This is a genomic window from Oliverpabstia intestinalis (assembly GCF_009696065.1).
GTDB lineage: Bacteria > Bacillota > Clostridia > Lachnospirales > Lachnospiraceae > Oliverpabstia > Oliverpabstia intestinalis.
The window spans coordinates 81209-98876 of record NZ_VUMS01000010.1; the positions used below are offsets into that span (position 1 = coordinate 81209).

12 protein-coding genes are annotated in these 17668 nt (G+C 45.9%); 1 reads left to right on the forward strand and 11 read right to left on the reverse strand.

Annotated elements, in window-relative coordinates; translation table 11 throughout:
* The 6 genes from serC to tgt form a co-directional block, all read right to left on the reverse strand.
* Positions 1 to 1083, reverse strand: a complete 1083-nt coding sequence (serC, locus tag FYJ57_RS06890) for a 3-phosphoserine/phosphohydroxythreonine transaminase (RefSeq protein WP_277663473.1) — start codon at positions 1081 to 1083, stop codon at positions 1 to 3.
* Between the two features lie 237 nt (positions 1084 to 1320).
* Entirely contained in the window at positions 1321 to 3006 is a 1686-nt protein-coding gene (ilvB, locus tag FYJ57_RS06895; RefSeq protein WP_154432127.1) for a biosynthetic-type acetolactate synthase large subunit, read from the reverse strand.
* Between the two features lie 17 nt (positions 3007 to 3023).
* Positions 3024 to 4694, reverse strand: coding sequence for a dihydroxy-acid dehydratase (gene ilvD, locus FYJ57_RS06900; RefSeq protein WP_022171737.1), 1671 nt, complete (start codon positions 4692 to 4694; stop codon positions 3024 to 3026).
* 36 nt (positions 4695 to 4730) lie between these two features.
* Positions 4731 to 5816, reverse strand: coding sequence for a 3-isopropylmalate dehydrogenase (leuB, locus tag FYJ57_RS06905; protein WP_106492572.1), 1086 nt, complete (start codon positions 5814 to 5816; stop codon positions 4731 to 4733).
* 451 nt (positions 5817 to 6267) lie between these two features.
* Positions 6268 to 6534 carry a preprotein translocase subunit YajC gene (yajC, locus tag FYJ57_RS06910; protein ID WP_408636463.1) on the reverse strand — a complete coding sequence of 89 codons (267 nt, stop codon included), beginning with the start codon at positions 6532 to 6534 and terminating at the stop codon, positions 6268 to 6270.
* 157 nt (positions 6535 to 6691) lie between these two features.
* Positions 6692 to 7828 carry a tRNA guanosine(34) transglycosylase Tgt gene (gene tgt, locus FYJ57_RS06915; protein ID WP_154432128.1) on the reverse strand — a complete coding sequence of 379 codons (1137 nt, stop codon included), beginning with the start codon at positions 7826 to 7828 and terminating at the stop codon, positions 6692 to 6694.
* 619 nt (positions 7829 to 8447) lie between these two features.
* Here tgt and FYJ57_RS06920 point away from each other — a divergent pair.
* Positions 8448 to 12701 carry an acyl-CoA dehydratase activase-related protein gene (locus FYJ57_RS06920; RefSeq protein ID WP_328597441.1) on the forward strand — a complete coding sequence of 1418 codons (4254 nt, stop codon included), beginning with the start codon at positions 8448 to 8450 and terminating at the stop codon, positions 12699 to 12701.
* A 108-nt stretch (positions 12702 to 12809) separates the two neighbouring features.
* Here FYJ57_RS06920 and FYJ57_RS06925 read toward each other — a convergent pair whose 3' ends face one another.
* The 5 genes from FYJ57_RS06925 to hisH all read right to left on the reverse strand — a co-directional run bounded on the left by FYJ57_RS06925 (position 12810) and on the right by hisH (position 17515).
* Positions 12810 to 13295, reverse strand: coding sequence for an acyl-CoA thioesterase (locus FYJ57_RS06925; RefSeq protein WP_022171731.1), 486 nt, complete (start codon positions 13293 to 13295; stop codon positions 12810 to 12812).
* A 312-nt stretch (positions 13296 to 13607) separates the two neighbouring features.
* Positions 13608 to 15233: a putative polysaccharide biosynthesis protein gene (locus FYJ57_RS06930; protein ID WP_154432129.1), complete on the reverse strand. Its 1626-nt coding sequence runs from the start codon at positions 15231 to 15233 to the stop codon at positions 13608 to 13610.
* 85 nt (positions 15234 to 15318) lie between these two features.
* The gene (locus FYJ57_RS06935; protein ID WP_022171729.1) at positions 15319 to 15993 is read right to left on the reverse strand and encodes a uracil-DNA glycosylase; all 675 of its coding nucleotides are present in this window, start codon (positions 15991 to 15993) and stop codon (positions 15319 to 15321) included.
* 135 nt (positions 15994 to 16128) lie between these two features.
* The gene (gene hisF / locus FYJ57_RS06940) at positions 16129 to 16890 is read right to left on the reverse strand and encodes an imidazole glycerol phosphate synthase subunit HisF (RefSeq protein ID WP_154432130.1); all 762 of its coding nucleotides are present in this window, start codon (positions 16888 to 16890) and stop codon (positions 16129 to 16131) included.
* A 1-nt stretch (position 16891) separates the two neighbouring features.
* Positions 16892 to 17515: an imidazole glycerol phosphate synthase subunit HisH gene (gene hisH, locus FYJ57_RS06945; RefSeq protein ID WP_022171727.1), complete on the reverse strand. Its 624-nt coding sequence runs from the start codon at positions 17513 to 17515 to the stop codon at positions 16892 to 16894.
* Positions 17516 to 17668: the final 153 nt, after the last annotated feature.

Below are 17668 nucleotides of genomic sequence, written 5' to 3' on the forward strand. Positions count from 1 at the left end.
TTACAGATTCTCCTTCTCAAATTTTTTCATGAACTCCACTAATTTTTCCACACCTTCAATCGGCATAGCATTGTAGATACTTGCCCGCATACCACCGACAGTTCTGTGTCCTTTCAGATTCTCCAGACCTGCTTCTTTCGCTTCTTTTACAAACTTTGCATCCAGATCCGGGTCTCCTGTTACGAAAGGAACGTTCATCAGAGAACGGGAAGCTTTTTCTACGGTTCCCTTGAACAGTTTACTTTCATCCAGATAATCATACAGGATCTTGGCTTTCTTTTCATTGCGCTCTTTCATTGCTTCCAGACCGCCCTGTTTTTTCAGCCATTTGAATACTTTACCACAGATGTAGATGCAGTAACAGTTTGGTGTATTATAAAGAGAATTTGCATCAGCATGTGTCTTATATTTCATCATGGTCGGAGTTCCCGGCAATACATCGTCTGTAATCAGGTCATCTCTTACGATTGCGATGACCATACCGGCCGGTCCGATATTTTTCTGTACACCACCGTAGATGATTGCATATTTGCTTACATCTACCGGTTCAGACAGGAAACAGGAGGAAACATCTGCCACCAGATCTTTTCCTTTGGTATTTGGCAGTTCTTTGAATTTTGTTCCATAGATCGTGTTATTCTCACAGATGTATACATAATCTGCATCTTCGCTGATCGGAAGATCAGAACAGTCCGGGATATAAGAGAATGTCTTGTCTTCGGAAGTGGCAATCTTGTTTGCTTTTCCGTACTTCTGTGCTTCCTGCCATGCTTTCTTTGCCCACTGACCAGTTACGATATAATCGGCAACCTTGTTTTTCATCAGGTTCATCGGGATCATGGCAAACTGCAGAGATGCTCCGCCCTGAAGGAATAACACTTTATAGTTATCCGGGATGTGCATCAGGTCTCTCAGATCTTTTTCTGCTTCCTGAATAATCTGATCAAAAGCTTTGGAACGGTGACTCATCTCCATCACAGACATTCCTGTATCCTTATAATCTAACATCTCTGCCTGTGCTTCTTTCAGCACTTCTTCCGGCAGTACAGCAGGACCTGCTGAAAAATTGTAAACTCTACTCACCTTAGTTTCCTCCTCTTTCTCACATTTTCATAACTGTTCAGCACCTTCGCATATGCCAGCTAAACAGCTGTCCTTTTTCTTCTTTCCCGTTAGCACTTTAGTGTGCTAACATATGAAACACTATACACCTCTGATAAATTATTGTCAATATCAAAATTCTGTTAAATATATTTTTATAGCAATAAAGCAAACCAGATATATATTTTAATGTATCAGGTTTGCTTTATTTATTAATTCCTATTTTTCTTTCTTCGCAAGATCCTCAGCATCAAAGACTTCCTCGATCGGAGCTCCTGCAGGAACCATCGGGAATACTTTGTCATCACAGTCGATCTGGCAGTCCAGCACAACAGTTGTGTTCAGTGCGATTGCTTTTTCGATCGCCGGACCCACTTCTTCTTTTTTGGTCACACGGATGCCAACTGCACCCATGGATTCTGCAAATTTTACAAAATCTACTTTGTCATCCAGTATGGTGCTTGAATAACGGTGATCGTAGAACAGAGTCTGCCACTGACGCACCATGCCCAGTACGTGATTGTTAATAACGATCTCAATAAGCGGCAGGTTATTTCTTGCTGCCGTAGCAACTTCGTTCATGTTCATACGGAAGCATCCGTCACCTGCGATATTGACTACCACTTTGTCCGGACGACCGAATTTTGCACCGATTGCTGCTCCAAGACCATAACCCATGGTTCCCAGTCCGCCGGAAGTGATCAGAGTACGCGGTTCTTTGTATTTGTAATACTGGGCAGCCCACATCTGGTGCTGTCCCACATCGGTAACGACGATCGCATCACCCTTTGTCACACGATACAGTTCTTCGATGACATACGGTCCGGTCAGACCTTCCTGGTTATATTTCAGCGGATATTTTGCTTTCATATCTTCCACTTCTTTCACCCAGGCATCGTGATTCTTCGGATAGATCTTTTTGTTTAATTCTTTTAATACTTCTTTGACATCGCCGATGATACTGCAGTCTACTTTAATGTTTTTGTTGATCTCTGCGGCATCCACATCGATCTGGATGATCTTTGCATTCTGTGCAAATTTTGCAGTGTTACCGGTTACTCGGTCAGAAAAACGTGCTCCCACAGTGATCAGAAGATCACACTTTGTCACACCCAGGTTGGATGTTTTGGTTCCGTGCATACCAAGCATGCCGGTATACAGTTCGTCTTCTCCGGAAAATGCGCCTTTTCCCATCAGGGAATCCGTTACCGGAGAATTAATGGTGTGTGCAAATTTGCGCAGTTCTTCTGCCGCTCCGGAAGTGATCGCACCTCCGCCCACGAAAATGAATGGTTTTTCTGCCTCACTGATCAGTTTTGCTGCCTGATCTAGGTCAGATTCCATCATCTCGGCAGTATACGGAGCAATCGGTGTCGGCTCCTGATAAGTATATTCTGTAACAGCTGCTGTCACATCTTTTGTCACATCCACAAGTACCGGACCCGGTCTTCCGCTCTGTGCAATGGTAAATGCACGGCGGATCGCAGGTGCAAGGTCATGGATATCTTTTACGATCATACTATATTTGGTGATTGGCATAACAACGCCGGCAATATCAATCTCCTGGAAGCTGTCACGTCCGAGAAGCCCTGTTGCCACGTTAGCTGTGATCGCTACCATCGGGATAGAATCCATATGGGCTGTCGCGATACCGGTTACCAGATTGGTTGCTCCCGGACCGGAGGTTGCCATACATACACCTACTCTTCCGGTAGCACGGGCATATCCGTCAGCAGCATGGGAAGCACCCTGCTCATGAGATGTAAGTACATGGTGGATCTCATCACTGTGTTTATATAAAGCATCATAGACATTCAGGATCGTTCCTCCCGGATATCCGAATACGGTGTCTACGCCCTGTTCTTTCAGGCATTCAATAATAATTTCTGATCCTGTAAGCTGCATCAGTCTTTCCTCCTAAATTATTTCTTCGGTACTTCGAGAATGGCACCACGGTTACCACTAGTTACCATAGCTGCATAACGTGCCAGATATCCGGTCGTTACTTTCGGCTCACGCGGCTGCCAGTTTGCTTTTCTCTTTGCCAGTTCCTCGTCAGATACCAGCAGTTCCAGACTGGTTTCCGGAATATTAATACGGATCATGTCGCCTTCTTCTACCAGTGCGATTGGTCCGCCTACGGCTGCTTCCGGTGATACGTGTCCGATAGAAGCTCCTCTGGATGCTCCGGAGAATCGTCCGTCTGTGATCAGTGCTACGGAAGATCCCAGTCCCATACCTGCGATTGCGGAAGTCGGGTTCAGCATTTCTCTCATGCCGGGACCACCTTTTGGTCCTTCGTAACGGATCACAACAACATCACCCGCAACAATTTTTCCGCCTTTGATGGCTGCAATAGCATCTTCTTCGCATTCAAATACACGAGCCGGTCCTTCGTGTACCATCATTTCTTCGCAGACAGCACTGCGTTTTACAACACCACCGTCCGGTGCCAGATTACCTGTCAGAACAGCAAGTCCTCCGGTCTGGCTGTATGGATTGTCTAACGGACGGATAACTTCCGGATTCCGGTTAACGCAGTTTGCAATATTTTCTCCTACTGTTTTTCCGGTTACTGTCATGCAGTCCAGATTCAGCAGATTTTTCTTTGATAATTCATTCATGACAGCATACACACCGCCTGCTTCGTTCAGGTCTTCCATGTAAGTCGGTCCTGCCGGTGCCAGATGACACAGGTTTGGTGTTTTAGCACTTACTTCATTTGCCAGAGTGATATCGAAGTCAAATCCAATTTCATGTGCGATTGCAGGCAGATGCAGCATACTGTTAGTAGAACATCCCAGTGCCATATCTACAGTCAGTGCATTCATGACTGCTTCTTTTGTCATGATATCTCTCGGACGGATATTCTTTCTGTACATTTCCATAACCTGCATGCCGGCATGTTTTGCCAGTTTGATACGTTCGGAATATACAGCCGGGATGGTTCCGTTTCCACGAAGTCCCATACCCAGTACCTCAGTCAGGCAGTTCATACTGTTGGCTGTATACATACCGGAACAGGAACCGCAGGTCGGGCATACTTTATTTTCAAATTCTTCCACATCGTCCTCTGTCATAGTTCCGGCTGCGTAGGATCCTACTGCCTCGAACATACTGGACAGGCTTCGTTTCTGACCGTGTACATGACCTGCAAGCATCGGACCACCGCTGACAAATACGGTCGGTACGTTCAGTCTGGCTGCTGCCATCAGAAGTCCCGGTACATTTTTATCACAGTTTGGCACCATAACCAGTGCATCGAACTGATGGGCCATCGCCATCGCTTCTGTGGAATCAGCGATCAAATCACGGGTTACCAGGGAATATTTCATTCCGATATGTCCCATGGCGATACCGTCACAGACCGCAATCGCCGGAAACATGATCGGCGTACCGCCTGCCATGGCAACTCCCTGTTTTACTGCATTAACGATTTTATCCAGATTCATATGACCGGGAACGATCTCGTTATAAGAGCTTACGATACCGACTAACGGTCTCTCCATCTCTTCTTTTGTCATTCCCAGTGCGTTAAACAGGGACCGGTGAGGTGCCTGCTGCATTCCAGTTTTTACTGCATCACTTCTCATATTCGTTACGCTTCCTTTCTGTTTTCTCATTCAGTTTTAGTGAATCCGTTCTGCGATCAGGTCACCCATCTGTACGGTTCCTACCTGTGTGCATCCTTCAGACATAATATCTCCGGTACGGTATCCTTCTTTTAAGACTGCCTGAACAGCTGTTTCCACTGCATCTGCTTCTTTGTCCAGATTCAGGGAATAACGAAGTAACATTGCTGCGGACAGAATAGTTGCGATCGGGTTTGCAATTCCCTTCCCTGCGATGTCCGGTGCAGAACCGTGGCTTGGCTCATACAGTCCAAAGCTTGTCTCGTTCAGACTTGCGGAGGAAAGCATACCGATGGATCCGGTTACCATACTTGCCTCATCGGAAAGGATGTCTCCGAACATATTCTCTGTCAGAATGACATCAAACTGACCCGGGTTATGTACCAGCTGCATCGCACAGTTGTCTACAAGCATATGTTCCAGGGTTACTTCCGGATAGTCTTTTGCTACTTCCTCTACGATTTTTCTCCACAGACGGGAGGAATCCAGTACGTTTGCTTTGTCTACGCTTGTTACTTTCTTTCTTCTCTTCATCGCGATCTCAAATGCTTTGACAGCGATTCTTCTGATTTCTTTTTCATTATAAGACAGGGTATCCACAGCTGTCATCACGCCATCCTGTTCTTCGGTCTTTCTTTCTCCGAAGTAAAGACCTCCGGTCAGTTCTCTGACGATGATCATGTCAAATCCGTCACCGATCCGATCTTCTTTTAACGGGCATGCAGCTTTCAGTTCATCATACAGGTATGCCGGACGAAGGTTTGCGAACAGGTTCAGAGCTTTACGGATTGCCAGAAGCCCTGCTTCCGGGCGTTTGGATGGCTCTAACTGATACCACGGGGATGTTTTTGCGTCTCCTCCGATGGATCCCATCAGAACAGCATCGCTGGATTTTGCTTCTGCGACAGCTTCATCAGTCAGCGGGACACCGTGTACGTCGATGGATGCACCACCCAGGAGTACGTTGGTGTATGTGAATGTGTGCCCGTATACCTGACATACTTTATCTAATATTTTTTTTGCTTCATTCACAATTTCAGGACCGATTCCGTCTCCGTGAATTAATGCAATTTTGTAGTTCATAATCGTTTCATCCTTTCTTTCTTTACCTCTTTAATCTGTTACAGACTATCATAATCTATTTTCATGGTATTTTCAAGGGAAAGTTGAGGGGGTATTGGGAACGGACGCCGGAAAGGAGCAGGGACAGGGTGTGGCGGCAGCGTGCAGAGCGGTTTTCAGCTAGTCTCTAAGAAGAACTAAATGCCGGTTCGCGGAGAGCCGCTCACCGTCAAGTTCTTCTAAGAGCCGGATCTGAAAACACTCTAACCGCACGCAAAATGTCACCACACCCTGTCCCTGCTCCTTTCCGGCTGACATTGGCAAATACTCTATTTCCTGATCATTAAAGCTTTTCAATATTCTATAAAAATATTGATTTTGCCTTCTTTGTCACATAAAAAGAAAAAAACGACCAGCCAAGTTCTCTGTTGAAAACCTGATTGGTCATTTTATTTATCTTGCTTATGTCATTTTATTCAGTTGCGTCAGATGCTTTTTCTACTTCTGCGATAGCTGCTTTTTTCATTGGGATTCGGCAGTTTTTGTTGTTTCCGAATTCTACGATTACATCTTCATCGGTGATATCGATGATAACTCCGTAGAAACCACCGGTGGTAACTATTGCATCGCCTACTTCCATATCATTCAGCATGGCTGTGACCCGTTTTTGTTCTTTTTTCTGCGGACGGATCATTAAAAAATACATCAGAGCGAACATGATAACCAGCATAGCGATCATATAGATAGTGCTTGCTGCTCCTGCTGCCTGTGTTGAAGTCATTACTACTCCCATTGCACATTCCTCCTGCTTTTTCTTTTCCGTTTACGGACGTTATTACTACTATACACAAAAACAGGGGTTCCATCAAGCTGTTTTTGATATTTTTATTGTTTTTTTACTTTTTGTCGTTTTCCAGGAAACCTTCCAGCTTCTGTTTTTTATATTCTTTGTATCTGCCTTCTTCGATGGCCTGACGAATCTCGCTCATCATTGTGTTATAGAAATACAGATTATGCAGGACGCAGAGACGCATGCCCAGCATCTCTTTCGCTTTTAACAGATGACGGATATAGCCGCGGCTGTAATTTCGGCAGGCCGGACACTGACATCCTTCTTCGATCGGACGCTGATCCAGTTCATATTTGGCATTGAACAGGTTTCTCTTTCCCTGGTTGGTGTATACATGTCCGTGACGGCCGTTTCGGCTCGGGTATACACAGTCGAAAAAGTCCACACCACGATCTACTGCTTCCAGAATGTTGGCCGGGGTTCCGACACCCATCAGATACGTTGGCTTTTCCAGTGGCAGATGAGGTACGGTCACATCCAGGATATGGTACATTTCTTCATGGCTTTCTCCTACAGCCAGTCCACCTACCGCATACCCATCCAGATTCATCTCACTGATCGCTTTTGCGTGATCGATACGGATATCATCAAAGATAGCTCCCTGATTGATACCGAACAGCAGCTGATTTTTATTGATCGTATCTTCCAGGCTGTTCAGTCTGGCCATCTCGGTTTTACATCTTGCCAGCCAACGGGTGGTTCTTGCCACGGAATCCTCCACATAGCTTCGTTCTGCCACGCTGGACGGGCACTCATCGAAAGCCATCGCAATGGTGGAAGCCAGGTTGGACTGGATCTGCATACTCTCTTCCGGTCCCATGAAGATCTTGTGACCATCGATGTGGGAACGGAAAGTTACGCCTTCTTCCTTGATCTTTCTTAAACCTGCCAGGGAAAATACCTGAAATCCGCCGGAATCCGTAAGAATCGGACGATCCCAGTTCATGAATTTATGGAGGCCTCCCATCTGTTTTACAATTTTATCACCCGGACGCACATGGAGATGGTAGGTATTGGACAGTTCTACCTGTGTGCCGATTTCTTTTAAATCTGTAGTCGCCACTGCTCCTTTGATGGCTGCGGCAGTACCTACGTTCATAAATACCGGAGTCTGGATGGTTCCGTGAACGGTCTGAAATTCTGCACGTTTTGCATTTCCATCTCTGGCTATGAGCTTATACATATTTTTATCACCTTTCTCTTTTCTTTTACCGGATGTTCCGGTATATGGTCCATATGTTCAGTTTTTCTGATCCTCTGATTTTAAAACATCATTGCTTTTTTTCTTCAATAATGCCCATGTTCTTTCATACAGTACCGCTTATTATATCTGTTTCCACCTTTTTTTTCAATAAATATTTCACAATTATTTTCTCTTTTTTTAAAGATTATCTCTTTTTTCTACATTGCCATATTCCAATAAATGTCATATAATAAGTCAGTCCGGATTTTCGGACATGTTCCTATTTAAATATGTAACTGTTTATATGACAGTTTTCATATCTGACAGGATGTAGGATTCGTAGAAAGTAATCCCTTTGTGGCATTCCATCTGTTGTCTTTCCATGAATAACGGAATGCACGCAGACACCTATGTAACTGTTGAAACTCAGGAACGGTTACTCATATACATGTAACTGTTCAGTACCTTCACAGTTACGAGCCAAAATGCATTTAAACGATAAAAACACCTTCGGTGATGGCATTTTGGCTTGTATGTCTCGGGATTTTGACATATTCATGTCAAAACACCTCGCGGGACAGTGGCTACTGAATAGTTACATATACATACAGAAAAGGAGGTGGCAGTTATTACTGCTACAACAAACAACACACCAAATTATACCCTGGGAATCGATATCGGTTCCACAACGGTTAAAATTGCCATTCTGGATGAGTCTCATCAGATTCTGTTTGCTGACTATGAACGGCATTTTGCCAATATTCAGGAAACTCTGGCTTCCCTTCTGTCAAAAGCCATTGATAAACTGGGAGAGATGACCGTACATCCGGTTATCACCGGTTCCGGCGGACTGGCTCTTGCCAATCATCTGGAAGTTCCTTTTGTACAGGAAGTAATTGCAGTTTCTTCCTCGTTGCAGGAACTTGCCCCAAAAACAGATGTAGCCATCGAGCTTGGCGGCGAGGACGCCAAAATCATTTACTTTGAGGGCGGCAACATCGAACAGCGCATGAACGGTATCTGTGCCGGTGGTACAGGATCCTTCATCGACCAGATGGCTTCCCTGTTACAGACCGATGCTACCGGACTGAACGAATATGCAAAAAACTATCAGGCTCTATATCCGATCGCAGCCCGCTGCGGCGTATTTGCAAAATCGGACATCCAGCCGCTGATCAACGACGGTGCTACCAAAGAAGACCTGTCTGCTTCTATTTTCCAGGCAGTTGTCAACCAGACCATCAGTGGACTGGCCTGCGGAAAACCGATCCGCGGTCATATCGCATTTCTTGGCGGTCCGCTGCATTTCCTGTCCGAATTAAAACAGGCCTTTATCCGTACTCTGAAACTTGATGAAGAGCATACCATCGTTCCGGAAAATTCTCATCTGTTTGCAGCAATCGGTTCCGCACTGAATGCCAAAGAAGAGGTTTCCGTATCTCTGTCTGCTCTGAAAGAACGGATGGCACAGTCTATCAAACTGGATTTTGAAGTTGCACGTATGGAACCGCTGTTCGCTTCCCAGGAAGACTATGATGCGTTTAACGAACGCCAGAGTCAGTACAACGTAGCCACCGGTGATCTGGCTTCCTATGAAGGCAACTGTTTCCTTGGTATCGATGCAGGATCCACCACAACAAAAGCCGCTCTGGTCGGTGAAGATGGTTCCCTGCTGTATTCGTTCTATGACAACAACAACGGGAATCCACTGGCAACCACCATCCGTGCCGTCCAGGAAATCTATTCCCAGATGCCGGACACTGCCCGGATCGCCTACTCCTGCTCCACCGGTTACGGTGAAGCACTGATCAAAGCTGCTCTGATGCTTGATGAGGGCGAGGTTGAAACTGTATCTCACTATTATGCGGCCGCTTTCTTTGATCCAAAGGTCGACTGTATCCTCGATATCGGCGGTCAGGATATGAAATGTATCAAGATCAAGAATCACACCGTAGACAGCGTACAGTTAAATGAAGCCTGTTCCTCCGGATGCGGTTCCTTCATCGAGACCTTTGCAAAATCCCTGAACTACAGTGTACAGGATTTTGCAAAAGCAGCTTTATTCGCAGAGAATCCGATCGACCTCGGTACCAGATGTACCGTATTCATGAACTCCAAAGTAAAACAGGCTCAGAAAGAAGGTGCTTCCGTTGCAGATATCTCCGCCGGTCTCGCTTACTCTGTTATCAAGAATGCGTTATATAAAGTAATCAAAGTTTCTGATGCTTCTGAGCTTGGTAAAAATATTGTCGTACAGGGTGGTACATTCTATAACGATGCGGTACTGCGAAGCTTTGAAAAAATCGCCAACTGTGAAGCGATCCGCCCGGACATTGCAGGTATCATGGGTGCTTTCGGTGCCGCTCTGATCGCAAGAGAACGGTTCGAAGATGGCAAAGATACAACCATGCTCTCCATCGACAAAATCAATGATCTGAAATACACCACCAGCATGGCAAACTGTAAGGGATGTACCAACAGCTGCCGTCTGACTATCAACCGTTTCTCCGGTGGTCGTCAGTATATCAGCGGTAACCGCTGTGAGCGTGGTATCGGAAAACAGAAAAATAAAGAAAATATCCCGAACCTGTTTGATTATAAATACAAAAAAATCTTCGGTTACACACCGCTTGATGCCGATCAGGCTGTCCGCGGTAAAGTAGGTATCCCGAGAGTCCTGAATATGTTTGAGAACTATCCGTTCTGGTTCACCTTCTTTACAAAGCTGAAATATCAGGTGGTACTCTCTCCTACTTCCAACCGTAAGATCTACGAACTTGGTATCGAATCCATCCCAAGTGAATCTGAATGTTATCCGGCAAAGCTGGCACACGGTCACGTGACCTGGCTGCTTCGTCAGGGTGTGAAGTTTATCTTCTATCCATGTATTCCATATGAACGTACCGAGTTCCCGGAAGCAATTAACCATTACAACTGCCCGATTGTAACCTCTTATGCAGAAAACATCAAAAATAATGTAGATGAATTAAATGATCCATCCATCACCTTCCGCAACCCGTTCCTGGCTCTGACGAATGAAGAGACAGCCACAAAGCGTCTGGTGGAGGAATTCTCCGATCTTCCGAAAGAAGAAGTTCTGGAAGCGGCACATGCTGCGTGGGCAGAACTGGAACATATGAGAAACGATATCCGCAGAAAGGGAGAAGAAACCCTTCGCTATATGGAAGAAACCGGAAGACGCGGCATCGTTCTGGCAGGTCGTCCGTACCACATTGATCCGGAGATCCATCATGGTATCCCGGATATGATTAATTCCTACGGAATCGCCGTACTGACCGAAGACTCTGTGTCTCATCTGGCACCACTGGAGCGTCCGCTTCGTGTCAATGACCAGTGGATGTATCATACCCGATTATATGCTGCTGCAAACTTTGTCAAAGAACGTGACGATCTGGATCTGATCCAGTTAAACTCCTTCGGCTGTGGTCTGGATGCCGTAACCACCGACGAGGTACAGGAAATTCTCTCCAACAGCGGAAAAATCTATACCTGCCTGAAGATTGATGAAGTAAACAACTTAGGTGCTGCCAGAATCCGTGTCCGCTCTCTGTTGGCTGCCATTCGAACCAGACAGAAACAGCAAAAGAAACGGGAGATTCAGCCTTCTTCTATCAAGCGGGTACCATTTACCGAAGAGATGCGAAAAGACTACACTATCCTCTGCCCACAGATGTCTCCGATGCATTTTAATATTCTGGAGGCAGGTTTCAATGCCAGCGGCTATCATCTGGAAGTCCTTCCGAATGATAACAAAGAGGCCGTCGATGTAGGACTGAAATATGTAAATAACGATGCCTGCTACCCGTCCCTGATGGTTGTCGGACAGATCATGCAGGCACTGTTATCCGGCAAATACGACCTGCACAAAGTAGCGATCATCATGTCACAGACCGGTGGTGGATGCCGTGCTTCGAACTATATCGGATTCATCCGCCGTGCATTGAATAAAGCGGATATGGGACATATCCCGGTAATCTCCATCAACCTGAGCGGTCTGGAGAGCAACCCCGGCTTCAAGATTACTCCCGGCCTGGCACGCAGACTGGCTTACGGATGTATCTTCGGTGATATCCTGATGAAATGTGTATACCGCATGCGTCCTTATGAAATCAAAAAAGGATCCACCGACCGCTTACATAGAAAATGGGAAAAAATCTGTATCGATTTTGTATCCGGCAAACATCTCAGCCATACCCGGTTCAAACAGATCTGCCGTACGATCATCCACGATTTTGACCGTCTGCCGATCGATGAGAACTTAAAGAAACCGAAAGTCGGTATCGTAGGTGAGATCCTGGTAAAATTCCTTCCTGCTGCCAACAATCATCTGGCTGAGCTTCTGGAACAGGAAGGTGCCGAAGCTGTCGTTCCGGATCTGGCTGACTTCATGTGCTACTGCTTCTACAACCAGAACTTCAAGCATGAGAAACTGGGCTTTAAGAAGACTTCAGCTATCACCGGAAATGCCGGTATCGCCGCTATCAACTGGCTGCGCAGTGCTGCTACCGAAGAGTTCAAGAAGAGCCGTCACTTTGATCCGCCGGCAAATATCTCGGATCTCGCCCGCATGGCTTCACCGATCGTATCCATGGGTAACCAGACCGGTGAAGGATGGTTTCTGACCGGTGAGATGATGGAACTGATCCACGGTGGTACACAGAATATTGTGTGTACGCAGCCATTCGGATGCCTGCCGAACCACATCGTTGGCAAGGGTGTTATCAAAGCGATCCGCAGAAGCCATCCGGAGGCAAATATCGTAGCCATCGACTATGATCCGGGCGCTTCTGAAGTAAACCAGCTGAACCGTATCAAACTGATGCTGTCTACGGCTGTAAAGAATATGAAGTAAAAGCAGAACAATGGATCTGCGAAAATCATTACACTACAGATCTTTTTTGCAATAAAAATGGCTGAGGATTCGTCATAGAACGTTTCCTCAGCCATTTTCATTTTCTTTTTAAAATCCTTCTTTTCTCCGCTGTTTTCTTAACCTATATCGTTTTTCTCCGCCTTCCCATTCTGCCCTGTCATTTTCCGACTCGACGATCAGTCCCGGGACCGGAATCGGGTGATGGTGTTCATCAACGGCTACCATTACCACATATGCACGGTTGATCACCTTCCGGATACCGTGACGACTTTCTACATATGTGTCCACACGTACTTCCATCGAAGTTCTTCCCACATACGTAATCTTTCCCCGAAGAACTACTACATCATTTACAGTAGCTCCCTCTTTGAAATTCAGGTTATCGATCGCCGCTGTCGTGATGTCCGCCTCGCAGTGACGCATCGCCACGATACTGGCAATTTCATCAATCCAGCCCATCAGCTGTCCTCCGAACAGATTTCCATAACAGTTCAGATAATTGGGGCGCATCAGATACGTCTGTTCCGTCTGAGAATCCACTACCCTTTTACATGGTCTCTGTGTTTCTTCCATTGTAATATCCTTCTTTCTTCCATTACACAAATCATTGCTGTTCTATTCTTCATTAATTGCAGGTAACTATTCAGTACCTTCACAGTTACGAGCAAAAACGCATTTAAAATCACCTTCGGTGATGGCATTTTTGCTTGTATGTCTCGGGATTTTGGCATAAATATGCCAAAACACCTCACGGGATAATGGCTGCTGAATAGTTACAATTGCAGCTTCATTATCTGTATAGAAAACAAAGCAAAGCTGGCGTTCTGTACAGAATCTACCAGCCATACTCAAATTACTTTATTTCAGGAAATCCCATTCCTGTCTTTATCGGAATACTTTCAGGATCCGTAGCACTTTCACCACATAATTTCCCATCGGGAACCGCCGCATCTGTTCCACCGTTGTTTTCGTAACGATCACATACAAAATCAGATATACCAGTGCTGCCAGAATTACAGAAACACCCAGACACACGATACGGATCGGCACCAGAAGATGTAGTCCGTAATATACGATCCATGCCACAACACCCATACCTGCTGCCGCTGCCAGTGGTTTTCCGTAACCGTTGACAAAATCGTTCTTGTGACCCAGATATTTTTTCAGGGACATGGCATTTAATACACACATGGCGACTGCAAATACCAGACTGGCGATCAATACAGAGAACACGCCCATCTGTGGAGCTGCAAAAGAACATACCGCCACAGTGATCACATTCAGCACCAGAGAAATCGCAGAGTTTCGAAGCGGAATTCTCGCTTTACCGATTGCCTGCAACACTCCGTTCGTAATCGTAGACAGTGCGGAGAAAATAACCGTTATGGAACCTGCTAAAAGCAGCTGTCCCGACAGTGTTCCACTGGATGGAAACAGCACTTTTGTGATTTGAAACGCCAGCACAGCCAAACCAACTGCTGCCGGGATACACAAAAACATCGTCAGCTGGATTCCCTCGTTGATCTTTTCATTTGCCTCTTTATACTCATTTTTGATAAATCTCGTTGCAATCTCCGGCATCATCGCAGAGGAAGTGGCACTTGAAAGTGCCAGCGGAATATTGATCAGCGTAATGTAGTAATTACTGTATTCTCCCCACTGACCACTGACTACTTTTGCAGCGATGCCTTTCATATTCAGGATATCCGAGAAAATCTTGGAATCCAGGTAACTGCTGGCATTGTATACAAAAGTATTGAAAATAATCGGCGTTACCATCAGGAAAATGATCTTCATAACGCCCACCATGGACTCTTCCTGTGTATGTTTATCTCTGGCTATCTTTTTATGGATTGATTTCCGGTTTGCCGCATAGACAATCAACATAAATGCCAGACCGGTCAGCACACCGGCTCCGGTACCCATCGCACCACCGGCTGCACCATAAATCGCATGCGTCTCCTCGTCCACTGCAAACTTCTTGATCAACAGCCATGCCGCCAGAATACTGACGATCGCATTGGCGATCTGCTCCAGAATCTGAGAGATCGAGGTTGGCATCATCGTGCTGTGCGCCTGAAAATATCCACGCATAACGCCAAGAATTGCTGAAAAGAAAATTGTCGGCGCCAGCATCCGCAAAGCCAGAAGTGCCTGCTGCTGATTGACCGGAAGCAGATAATTACCAAAGAAAAAGGCAACCAGAGCTGCCACTCCACCCACGATCATTGCATATAATAACGCCCCATGAAAGACTTTCTGGGCATTTCGATATTGTTTCAGTGCCAGACGTTCCGATACGACCTTCGATACTGCCATCGGAATACTGTAGGCAGAAATCAGAAGCAAAATAACATACACGTTATTCGCATATCCATAATATCCAAGTCCTACCGTTCCCAGCACAACCCCCAGAGGGCTTCGATACAAAAGACCGATCACCCTGGAGATCAAAGTCGCCATCATCAGAAATGAGGCGTTTTTCACTAATCCATTTTTCTCACTCATCATTTACTCCTGCTTTATCTCTTTTTCGGTTTTTCCGGCTTTCATGGAAAAATCCCGGCAAATACCTGATCTGTCTTCTATAGCCGGACTACCTATTCTCGATCTGCCAGTCAATCGGCTCCAGACCATGTGCTGTCAGATAAGCATTTGTCTTACTGAACGGCTTACTTCCAAAAAATCCCCGGTAAGCGGATAGCGGACTGGGATGAGGAGCCTCCAGAATCAGATGTTTGTCCGGGTCAAGCATGGATTTTTTACTCTGAGCCGGTTTGCCCCAGAGGATAAAAACCATCGGGCGATCCTGCGCCGCCAACACCCGAATTGCCGCATCGGTAAATTCTTCCCAGCCGATCCCCCGATGGGAATTTGCCTGATGAGCACGTACGGTCAGAACTGTGTTTAACATCAGAACACCCTGTCTTGCCCATTTTTCCAGATATCCGTTGTTTGGGATATAACATCCCAGATCATCTTCCAGTTCTTTGTAGATATTCACCAGTGAAGGCGGAATCTCCACATCCGGTTTTACCGAAAAACAAAGCCCGTGCGCCTGTCCGTCTCCGTGGTACGGATCCTGTCCGAGAATCACTACTTTCACCTGATCCAGCGGTGTAAAATGAAACGCATTAAAAATATCATCTCCCGCCGGAAAAATCTGATGGGTTGCATATTCTTTTCCCACAGTTTCAAATAGTTTTTTATAATAGGGTTTGTGAAATTCACCTTCCAGGGCTTTTGCCCATGCTCCTGAAATCGGAGGCATGCGCCCTCCTCCTCTCCTGTGTGTGTAATGGCAATCTTCCTGTATCCGGATTTTACCGGATTTCCACGCACACTTGTATTTTCGTAGCTGTGAAGATACTGAACAGTTACGTATTTTTTTATATTTCCGATATCTTTACAGACGAACCGGAAGTCCTCTGTCCCGAAGATATTCCTTTACTTCCCGGATCTCCAGTTCTTTGTAATGGAACAGAGACGCTGCCAGTGCAGCATCTGCACCGCCCTCTGTCAATGCGTCATAAAAGTGCTCCAGCGAGCCCGCACCACCGGAAGCAATAACCGGAATGGATACTGCATCTGCGATCGCACGGGTCAGTTTCAGATCGTATCCTGCTTTTGTGCCATCTCCGTCCATACTGGTGAGAAGAATCTCTCCTGCTCCCAGGGCTTCTGCTTTTTTTGCCCATTCCACAGCATCCAGACCCACATCGATCCGACCACCGTTTTTATAGACATTCCATCCTGAGCCGTCTGCCCGCTGCTTTGCATCAATAGCAACTACTACGCACTGATTTCCGAACTTTAAGGCTGCTTCATGAATCAGTTCCGGGCGGTTTATCGCAGAAGAATTGATGGAAATCTTGTCTGCTCCTTCCCGCAAAAGCAACCGAAAATCATCCACCGTGCGGATACCGCCTCCTACGGTAAAAGGAATAAATACGTTAGCCGCGACTTTCCGCACCATATCTACCACTGTATTACGATGATCCGAAGATGCTGTGATATCCAGAAAAACAACTTCATCTGCACCGGCCTCGTCGTACGCTTTCGCTACTGCCACCGGATCACCTGCATCCTGAAGATTGACAAAGTTCACGCCCTTTACTACTCTTCCATTATTTACATCCAGACATGGAATAATTCTTTTTGTCAGCATCTTATCGTCCTCCTTTTCCTTCCAGTTTTGCAAAATTTTTCAAAATCTGCAAGCCCACATGGGAACTTTTCTCCGGATGGAACTGGCAGGCAAACAGATTGCCGCTTTCCACAGAAGCATGGATATGGGTACCATATTCGGTTGTCGCAGTCACAATTTTTTCATCCTGTGCTTTCAGATAATAGGAATGTACAAAATACACATATGCATCTTCCGGAACTCCCGCAAACAACCGTCCTTTATTCGGAAATCGGATATTATTCCAGCCCATATGAGGGATCTTTAGCCCTTCTGCCGCAGGAATCCGAAGAATCTCTCCCTTTAAGATGCCAAGGCCCTCCACGCCCGGACTCTCCTCACTTTTTTCAAACAGAAGCTGCAGTCCCAGACAGATTCCCAAAAACGGAGTCTGCTCCTGAACTACCTGGTGAATCACGGGTACCAACCCGAAATGGTGCAGATTTTCCATCGCATCTCCAAAACTACCCACACCCGGTAACACCACTTTATCCGCAGCCAGAATCTCTTTCGGATCTCTGGTCACCAGCACATCCTCTCCTATCAGCTGCAGAGCTTTTTCCACGCTTTTCATATTTCCCGCATCGTAATCAATCAGTGCTATCATGTCTTCACTCCTCATCTGTTTTTCTGACACTGCCGCTACTCCATCACAGCTGTGTCTGCGACCTTTTAGATCGATTGTTTTATCAAATCATAACCGTAATAGATACAACTACAAAAACTGACAAAACATTACAGTTTAGTTTATCATAATTTC

Bases quoted from the DNA above. Each gene is read 5' to 3' on its own strand.
- ilvB (WP_154432127.1), bottom strand. From the start codon at position 3,006: ATGCAGCTTACAGGATCAGAAATTATTATTGAATGCCTGAAAGAACAG.
- ilvD (WP_022171737.1), bottom strand. From the start codon at position 4,694: ATGAGAAGTGATGCAGTAAAAACTGGAATGCAGCAGGCACCTCACCGG.
- leuB (WP_106492572.1), bottom strand. From the start codon at position 5,816: ATGAACTACAAAATTGCATTAATTCACGGAGACGGAATCGGTCCTGAA.
- yajC (WP_408636463.1), bottom strand. From the start codon at position 6,534: ATGATCGCTATGCTGGTTATCATGTTCGCTCTGATGTATTTTTTAATG.
- tgt (WP_154432128.1), bottom strand. From the start codon at position 7,828: ATGTATAAGCTCATAGCCAGAGATGGAAATGCAAAACGTGCAGAATTT.
- FYJ57_RS06925 (WP_022171731.1), bottom strand. From the start codon at position 13,295: ATGGAAGAAACACAGAGACCATGTAAAAGGGTAGTGGATTCTCAGACG.
- FYJ57_RS06930 (WP_154432129.1), bottom strand. From the start codon at position 15,233: ATGATGAGTGAGAAAAATGGATTAGTGAAAAACGCCTCATTTCTGATG.
- FYJ57_RS06935 (WP_022171729.1), bottom strand. From the start codon at position 15,993: ATGCCTCCGATTTCAGGAGCATGGGCAAAAGCCCTGGAAGGTGAATTT.
- hisF (WP_154432130.1), bottom strand. From the start codon at position 16,890: ATGCTGACAAAAAGAATTATTCCATGTCTGGATGTAAATAATGGAAGA.
- hisH (WP_022171727.1), bottom strand. From the start codon at position 17,515: ATGATAGCACTGATTGATTACGATGCGGGAAATATGAAAAGCGTGGAA.